The 7,594-nt window shown below is 70.8% G+C and carries 7 protein-coding genes; 2 read left to right on the top strand and 5 right to left on the bottom strand.

The features are described 5' to 3' along the window. The first annotated feature begins 165 nt into the window (after nucleotides 1–165). The gene (locus AB0C28_RS20900) at nucleotides 166–996 is read left to right on the top strand and encodes an aldo/keto reductase (RefSeq protein ID WP_358076472.1); all 831 of its coding nucleotides are present in this window, start codon (nucleotides 166–168) and stop codon (nucleotides 994–996) included. A 14-nt stretch (nucleotides 997–1,010) separates the two neighbouring features. On the opposite strand, the gene AB0C28_RS20895 is transcribed toward AB0C28_RS20900, so the two are convergent. The 3 genes from AB0C28_RS20895 to AB0C28_RS20885 form a co-directional block, all read right to left on the bottom strand. Further along, nucleotides 1,011–2,243, bottom strand: coding sequence for a retropepsin-like aspartic protease (locus AB0C28_RS20895; protein WP_358076469.1), 1,233 nt, complete (start codon nucleotides 2,241–2,243; stop codon nucleotides 1,011–1,013). Next, nucleotides 2,240–2,785 carry a helix-turn-helix domain-containing protein gene (locus tag AB0C28_RS20890; protein ID WP_358076466.1) on the bottom strand — a complete coding sequence of 182 codons (546 nt, stop codon included), beginning with the start codon at nucleotides 2,783–2,785 and terminating at the stop codon, nucleotides 2,240–2,242. The genes AB0C28_RS20895 and AB0C28_RS20890 overlap by 4 nt, the downstream gene beginning before the upstream one ends. 66 nt (nucleotides 2,786–2,851) lie before the next feature. Next, nucleotides 2,852–3,031 carry a hypothetical protein gene (locus tag AB0C28_RS20885; protein WP_358076463.1) on the bottom strand — a complete coding sequence of 60 codons (180 nt, stop codon included), beginning with the start codon at nucleotides 3,029–3,031 and terminating at the stop codon, nucleotides 2,852–2,854. A 147-nt stretch (nucleotides 3,032–3,178) separates the two neighbouring features. Between AB0C28_RS20885 and AB0C28_RS20880 the strand changes: the two genes are divergently transcribed. After that, a complete protein-coding gene (locus tag AB0C28_RS20880; protein ID WP_358076460.1) occupies nucleotides 3,179–5,971 on the top strand; it encodes a BTAD domain-containing putative transcriptional regulator in 2,793 nt (930 codons plus the stop codon). Nucleotides 5,972–5,995: 24 nt separating this feature from the next. Here AB0C28_RS20880 and AB0C28_RS20875 read toward each other — a convergent pair whose 3' ends face one another. Together AB0C28_RS20875 and AB0C28_RS20870 are read right to left on the bottom strand one after the other, a co-directional pair. Next, entirely contained in the window at nucleotides 5,996–6,766 is a 771-nt protein-coding gene (locus AB0C28_RS20875; RefSeq protein ID WP_357846698.1) for an AfsR/SARP family transcriptional regulator, read from the bottom strand. Beyond that, complete coding sequence (locus AB0C28_RS20870; protein ID WP_357846700.1) at nucleotides 6,747–7,586, bottom strand: BTAD domain-containing putative transcriptional regulator; 840 nt, start codon at nucleotides 7,584–7,586, stop codon at nucleotides 6,747–6,749. Before AB0C28_RS20870 ends, AB0C28_RS20875 begins: the two co-directional genes overlap by 20 nt. Nucleotides 7,587–7,594: the final 8 nt, after the last annotated feature.

Genomic DNA, 7,594 nt, shown 5'->3' with positions numbered 1-7,594 from the left:
CGACAGCCGGGCACCCACGCTGACCACAGCGAGGAAATCGACCTCCAGCCGAAGACTTCAGCCGACCAACTCAAGGTCGAGAAAGATCGAGGCTAAGCAATGCTACGAAATCGTGCTAAGAAAATCTGCCTTGTGCTTTATGAATGAGGCGGGCATGGTGACGGCATGAACAGCGAGAAATTTCTGATCGGTGGCGACCTGCCCGTTCATCGAATCGGTTTCGGGGCGATGCGGTTGACGGAATGGGACCCGCCTCAGGATCCGGCGCCGGCCATCCAGGTCGTACGGCGAGCCCTAGAACTCGGCGTCACCCTCATCGACACGGCCGACGCCTATGCCCTCGGCGCCAACGAGGAATTGCTCGCCGAGGCGCTGCATCCCTACCCGCAAGGGCTGGTCATCGCCACCAAGGCGGGGCAGAGCCGCCCGGGCCGCGGACAGTGGAAACCCCTGGGACGGCCCGAATACCTCATCCAGCAGGCGGAGCTCAGCCTGCGCCGGCTCCGGGTGGAGTGCATCGAGCTGTTTCAGCTGCATCGGGTCGATCCGCAGGTGCCGTTCGCCGATCAGATCGGCGCTCTCAAGCAACTGAGGGATGAGGGAAAGATTCGCCATGTCGGATTGTCGCAAGTCGGCGTCGATCAGATAGAAGAAGCTCGCCGCATTGTGCCGATCGCGAGCGTACAGAATCTCTACAACGTGAGCGATCGGCGGTATGAGGAGGTGCTCGACTATTGCACCGCCGCGCAAATCGCGTTCATTCCTTGGTATCCCATGGGCGGCGGTGCACATGCCGCGGCCGATGGGGCTCTGGCGCGGGTCGCGAAAGAGGTCGGCGGGACTCCGGCGCAGGTGGCGCTCGCCTGGTTGCTCGCTCGGTCAGACGTCGTCGTCCCCATTCCGGGAACCAGCTCCTCCATTCACTTGGAGGAGAACATGGCGGCGGCGGACATCGAGCTGACACCGGAGCAGTTCCAGCGGATCGCGTTCCCTTGAAGGTCAGGGGGATGTCAGTCGTGAGACGCCGCCGTGCGGAACACGTACCGTCCTTCGTCGAAGTCCAGCGTCCAGGCGTACGCCTTGAGGAAGCCGTGTGTCAGTACGCCGTCGACGCGTACGCCGCCGAAGGAGCGCCACGGCGTCGTCCTGGAGCTCGCGACGGCCACGAGCGGGGCCTGGTGGGTGAGCGGGCCGAGTGACACCGGCTCGGGGCTGTCGAAGTGCGGGCGGGTGGTCAGGTGGCGCGGGACGCCCCAGGCGCGGTAGCGGCGGGACGTGGCCAGCAGGCCGGCCTGGCGTGGGGGATCCACGGCGTCGTCCACGTGGACCAGGCCCGAGTCGATGAAGAAGGTGAGGTCGTCGCGCGGGCCGAAGCCGCCGCGCGCGAACATGTAGTGATCCGCCCAGAGGTGGAAGGCGAACTCCGCCGCCACGGGGCTGTCCGCGAGGAGGCGGGAGTGTTCGGCGGCGGCGCCGGGGTGGCGTCTCGGGGAGAGGATGAGGCGGTGGCGGGGGTGGTCGAGGGTGGACAGGAACTGTTCCAGCACGTTGGTGCCGATGATCACCAGGTCCTGGGGGCCGACGAGGGTGGAGAGCACCTGGACCGGCACGTTCATCAGCGACGCGGCGCCCAGGCGCAGCTCGGCGATGGTGCCGTGACGCAGCTCGGTGCGATGTGACCCGTGGGAGCCGGTGCCGCTCGTGGTGGTCACCACGCCTGTCTCCGCGGCGCGCCGTGGTCCCATGACGACGAAGGGGGCGCCGGTGTCGAGATGTGCCCGTACGTCCACGCCGTCGATGGTCGCCGCCACGGCCGGGAGGTAGGGCGCGAGCTCGTGGTCGGCGAACGGAAGCGTGGTGGTGCCGTCGAGTCGTACCCCCAGCGGGCGTCGCAGTCTCGCATCGAGCAGGCGCAGTGTCTGCTCGACGGCCCGTGGCCGGGCGAAATGCCGCCGTCGTACGTGCTCGACCGCCCGGTCGGGGCGGCCCAGGTGCAGCCAGGCCTCGACGACCGGCTCGTCCAGCGCTCTCGGCGCGCGACCGGCCGCGGCGAGGGCGTCGTAGTGGGACAAAGCCTTCTCGTACGACTGCCGTACGGAGTGGCAGAGGAAGAGCAGGTGGTCCCGGGTAGGACCGGACAGGGTCTCGGCGTGACGTGCGCAGCCCGCCACGTCGCCCTTCGACCAGGCTCGCCAGGCCGGCCGTGAACGGGCGTCGAGTAAGCCGCCAAGAGCGCTTCTCATTCGGCCTCCTCCTGGGGCGACTCGGTGGCGCCGAGATCCATGGCGACGGCGACGATCGTCAACAGCGGCACCACGGCGTGGGGCGCGATCGCGTACTCGCCGCGCCGGGGCTGGATGAGCAGGCCCGCGCTCTGCAGGTCCTTGAGGTGGTGGTACAGGTGGCCGGTGGACGTCTCGCCGAGCGTCTCCTGAAGCTCCCTGCGGGTCCGCGGTTCCTTGAGGAGGGCGGCGAGCAGGGCCAGACGCGGCCCGCTGCCGAGGCGTTCGAACAGGGTCGCGGCCCGTGCCCAGTTCGCGTCGGCCACCTCGCCGGCCGCGTGTTCCATCGCCCACATGTAGTGGCGGTCCTCGAAGGTCACCGCGCCGCCGTACATGACCGTGTCCGGGCGGGTCTCCCCTTCGGCCCTGGACCTGATCAGATCGACCAGGTCGAGCGGCGGCGCTTGGGTGACGACGGGGCGTGGTGGCGCGTCCGCGGGCGGCTCTTCCAGGCGGGCGACCCGGCGTTCGAGCTCCGCGATCCGGTCTTCGATCGGTCCCATGGGCACCCCTCGTTCCCAATATTTCCGCATTTCCGGAATAACGGAACTATAGCGCCGCCGCCTGGGTTAGGAGGTCAGGGCGGACAAAAACGTGCGGACGTCGGCGGGGGCGGCGCGGGTGAGTTCGCCGCCCATGCCGACCGCGACCGCCCCCGCCGCGATCCAGTCGGGCGCCGTACGCATGGTGACCCCGCCCGTCGGGACGAGGGGCGCGTGGGGCAGAGCCTGGCGGACGTCTCGCAGCACCTGGGGCGAGCACGGCGGCGTCGAAGGACGAGGTGCGCGTAGCCGGCGCACGCCCAGAGCCGTTTCTCGTGCGGTACGCCGCGCGCCCCGGAACACACCGCTGAATCGGCCTGCCACAGAATCGAGATGTGCGGTAGACCTGGAGCCGTGGGCATCGGCAGGGGGCTGCGGTTCAGTGTGCTTGGGCCGTTACGGGTGGCAGGCGGCGATCGGCCGATCACGATCACCGCGGGGAAGCAGCGGGTGGTGCTGGCCACGCTGCTCCTCCACGCGGGACAGGAGATCTCCTACGACCAGTTGACGGATCGGGTGTGGGATCGCGACGCTCCGGACGACCCGCGTAGTGCCCTGTTCATCCACGTGACGCGATTACGCCGGGTGCTGGGCGACCGGGGCAAGGAGCCCCGGCTGATCCGTACGCACGGACACGGATACGCCATCGACGTCGAAGACGACTGGTTGGATCTGACCCGGTTTCGCCGGCTGGCCCGGCGGGCCGAGCGGGCGGCGGGAGAAGGTGACCTCTCCGGGGAGGCGGACCTGCTGGAGCAGGCACTGGGGCTGTGGCAGGAGCCGGTTCTGGGCAACGTACCGTCGGAAGTGGTGCATCGCGACGACGTCCCGCAGCTCGTCGAGGAGCGGATGCGGACGCTGGAGCGGTGGTTCGACGTCAGCCTGACGCTCGGCCGGCACGGTCAGATCGTCGGGGAACTGCTGGTGGCGGCGGAGGCCCACCCGCTGCGCGAAGGGCTGCGGGCGCAGCTGATGGTGGCGCTGTACCGGTCCGGCCGCCAGGCCGAGGCGCTCAAGGCGTACCAGGACCTGGCGACGCTGCTGCGCGAGGAGCTGGGCGTGGATCCCGGCAAGGAGTTGCGGGCGTTGCGGCACGCCATTCTGAACGACGACGCCGAACTCGCCACCCCTGGGATGGCCGGTCAGCGGGTGCACGCGCGGGTGGTGCCCCGGCAGTTGCCCGCTCCGCCCGCGCCGTTCGTCGGACGCCACGACGAGCTGGCGCGACTGGACGACGCCCGCGCCGCGGGCGGACCCGTGGTGATCTCGGCCATCGCCGGCGGCGGCGGGATGGGCAAGACCTGGCTGGCGCTGCACTGGGCGCACCGCAACCTCGACCGGTTCCCGGACGGGCAGCTGTTCGTGGATCTGCGCGGGTTCAGCCCGGACGAGGCGCCGATGGCGCCGGAGGTCGCGGTGCGGGGGTTCCTGCACGCGCTCGGCGTCGCACCGGGCCAGGTGCCGGATCAGCCGCACGCCCAGGCGTCGCTGTTCCGCAGCCTGGTGGCGACCAAGCGGATGCTGCTGGTGCTGGACAACGCGGTGGACACCGCCCAGGTCGCTCCGCTGCTGCCGGGCGGCGGGACGTGCGCGGTCGTGGTGACGAGCCGCAGCTGGCTGTCCGGCGTGACCGCCCGGCACGGCGCGCGCCACCTGGCGCTCGACACCCTCTGCGACGACGAGGCCCATGCGCTGCTGACCCGCAGGATCGGCGCGTCGCGGGTGGCCGCCGAGAGCGCGGCCGTCACGGAGTTCGTCGCGTTGTGCAAGGGCCTGCCGCTCGCGTTGAGCATCATCGCCGCCCGAGCGGCGGCCCAGCCGCGCCAGCCGCTGATGGAGCTGGTCGCCGAACTGCGTGACGAAGGACTCGGCGCGCTCGACGACGACGATCCGTCGGCCAGCCTGCCGGCCGTCCTGTCGTGGTCACTGCGGGCACTCACCGCCGAGCAGGCCCGGGTGTTCGCGCTGCTGGCGATCGCGCCCGGTCCCGACCTCGGTCCGTACGCCGCCGCCGACCTCACCGGGTTGCCCCTCGGCCGGACCAGGACGGTCCTGCGCCAGCTTGAGCAGGCCTCGCTGCTGAGCCGGGACGCGCACGCCCGGTACCGGATGCACGACCTGGTCCGCCGCTACGCCGCCGAACGCGGACCGGCGGACACCGCGGCGTTGCGCCGGGTCGTCGGCTTCTACCTGCGCACGATGAGGACGGTCGACATGGTGGTGCACCCGGCCGCCCCGGTCGTCGAGCTCGACCTGCCCGCGACCGGCGCCGACCCCGCTCCGCCGCACGACATCGCGGCGGCGCTGTCGTGGTTCGACAGCGAGTACCCCTGCCTGCTCGCCGCCCAGAAGACGGCCGCGGACCATGGCATGCACGTCCCGGTGTGGGCGATCGCCTGGTATCTGAACAACTACCAGGAGCGGCGGGGACTGCTCCGCGACCAGCTCGCGGTCGTTCAGGCCGGTCTGGACGCCGCCGCGCGCCTGGGCGACCCGGCCGCCGAAGCCCGCATGCGCAGGCTGCTCGGGAACGTGTCCGCCAAGCTCGGCCGGTACGACCAGGCGATGGAGCACCTGACCCACGCACTGAGGCTGGCCCGCGAAACCGGCGACCGGCTCGCCGAGGCCCGCGCCTACCGGGCGATCGCGGTGGTCTTGATGCACCAGGAGGACTACGAGTCGGCACTCGACCAGGTCACCCGAGCTCAGCAGCTCTTCCACGCCCTCGACGATCCGGTCGCGGAAGGCGACGCGCTCAACGACGGGGCCTGGTACGCCGCCAAACTCGGCCGCTACGACGTCGCCCGCGAGGGTGCCGAGGCCGCGCTGCTGCTGGCCCGCCGCACAGGAAGTCCTGGCGTCGAGGGAACCACGCTCGACACCCTGGGGTACGTCAACCATCTCAGTGGCGACCATGCTCGGGCGGTTCAGCGCTACCGCGAGGCGCTGGAGATCCAGACCGAGATCGGCACCCTCTACTTCGTCGCCAACACGCTGGTACGGCTCGGTGACGCGTACGCCATGCTCGGCGACCACGACGAAGCCCGTGCCGCGTGGCAGCGGGCCCTCTCGATGTACCAGCAGCAGGGGCGCGCCCAGGACGTCGCCCGCGTGCGCCGCCTTCTTGGTCAGGACCCGAGCCGATAGTGCGCCGGCGACCTCACGGAAGATTCACGGAAGATTCACGGTGCGAGCGGACCGGTGACGCGCGTACGCCTGCCGGATCTCCGGCCCCGGGTCGAGGCCGAGCTCCGCACGCAGCAGCTCACGGACCGTCCGGTACGTCTCCCGCGCCTCTGCCGGACGTCCCACGAGGGACAGCGCGAGGATCAACTGGGCCCAGAGCCGTTCGTGCGTGGGGTGCGCGTCCACGGCCGCCCGCAGGTCGGGGATCACCTCGGCGGGCTCGCCCAGTCTGATGCACGCCTCGAACCAGCGTTCCTGCGCGCGCAGCCGCTCCTCCTCCAGGAGCGGCGCCACCTCGCGGTGCAGGGATTCCGAGGTGATGTCGGCGAGCACGGGCCCGCGCCACAGCGCCAGCGCCTCACGCAGCAGCCGCGCCTCCTGCCCGGTGTCGTCCCGCGACCTCGCCGCCGCGGCCGACCCGGCGAGCCGGCGGAACCGCAGCACGTCGAGCGTCTCGGCACCGGCCTGGATCGAGTAGCCCAGGTCGTGGGTCCTGATCAGATTCCGGCCGGTCCGCAGAGAACGCCGGAGCCGGGCGATATGCGTGTGCAAGGAAGCCGGCGGGTCGGCGGGAAGGTCGTCCGCCCAGATCCGGTCGATCAGCTCATCCCTGGTGACCAGGTTGCCGGCCTGCAGGAGCAGCGTGACCAGGGCCACGCGTTGTTTGGCCGCCGCGATGACCACCGGCACTCCCCCTCCGACGATCTCCAGCTGGCCGAGCACGCCGAAACGCAGCTCATCGCCTGTCTGCTCCATCGCGCCGGAACACCCCCTCATCCCCTGGATCCCGCTCCGTCGACGGCAGGTGGTCCCCGCTCGTCAGCCCCAGGTGACAGGGCTCGATCGGCTGCCGGCGCAGGATCAGCGCCTGCACCTGCCGCATCTCCTCGCTCGGCTCCAGGCCGAGCTCCGCGCGGAGCCTGCCGCGTACCGCCTCGTACGTCTCCAGCGCCTCCGCCGGACGGCCCGACTGGTAGAGGCAGAGCATGAGCCGCGCGCACAAGCGCTCGCTCAGCGGGAAGGCGCTCAGTGCCGCCCGCGCCTCGCCGATGACCTGCGCGCCCTGGCCGGAGCGCAACGCGAGGTCGAACCAGCACTCCTGTACGCCCAGGCGCTCCGCGGCCAGAGCGGGCACCTCTTCGCGGTGCAGCACGTCGGACGGCACGTCGCCGAGCAACGCTCCCCGCCACAACCCGAGCGCCTCGCGCAGCAGCCCTTCGGCCCGGCCGTGGTCCCGGGCCGCCTCGGACACCAACTGCCGGAATCTCAGTAAGTCCAGCGATTGCGGGCATGCCCGCAGGAGATAGCCGCCCTGGCCGGTCTCGATCAGGGCCGGTCCTGGCCGGCCGTCGTCCAGCGCGTGCCGCAGCCGGGCCAGGTGCGTGTGCAGCGAGGAACGCGGATCGGCCGGGCCCTCGTCGTACCAGAGCCGGTCGATCAGCCGCTCCATCGACACCTGTCGATTGGCGTGCAGCAGCAGCGTCGCCAACAGGATCCGCTGCTTGCTCGCGGTGATCGCGAGCGCGGTTCCGTCGCGCTCGACCTGCAGCGGACCCAGCACCCGGAAAACCAGCACGTCCACCT

This window comes from Nonomuraea sp. NPDC048892 (genome assembly GCF_040649735.1).
Classification (GTDB): Bacteria; Actinomycetota; Actinomycetes; order Streptosporangiales; family Streptosporangiaceae; genus Nonomuraea; species Nonomuraea maheshkhaliensis.
The sequence above is the reverse complement of the archived record's forward strand: the minus strand, read 5'-3'. Positions and strand labels throughout refer to the sequence as shown.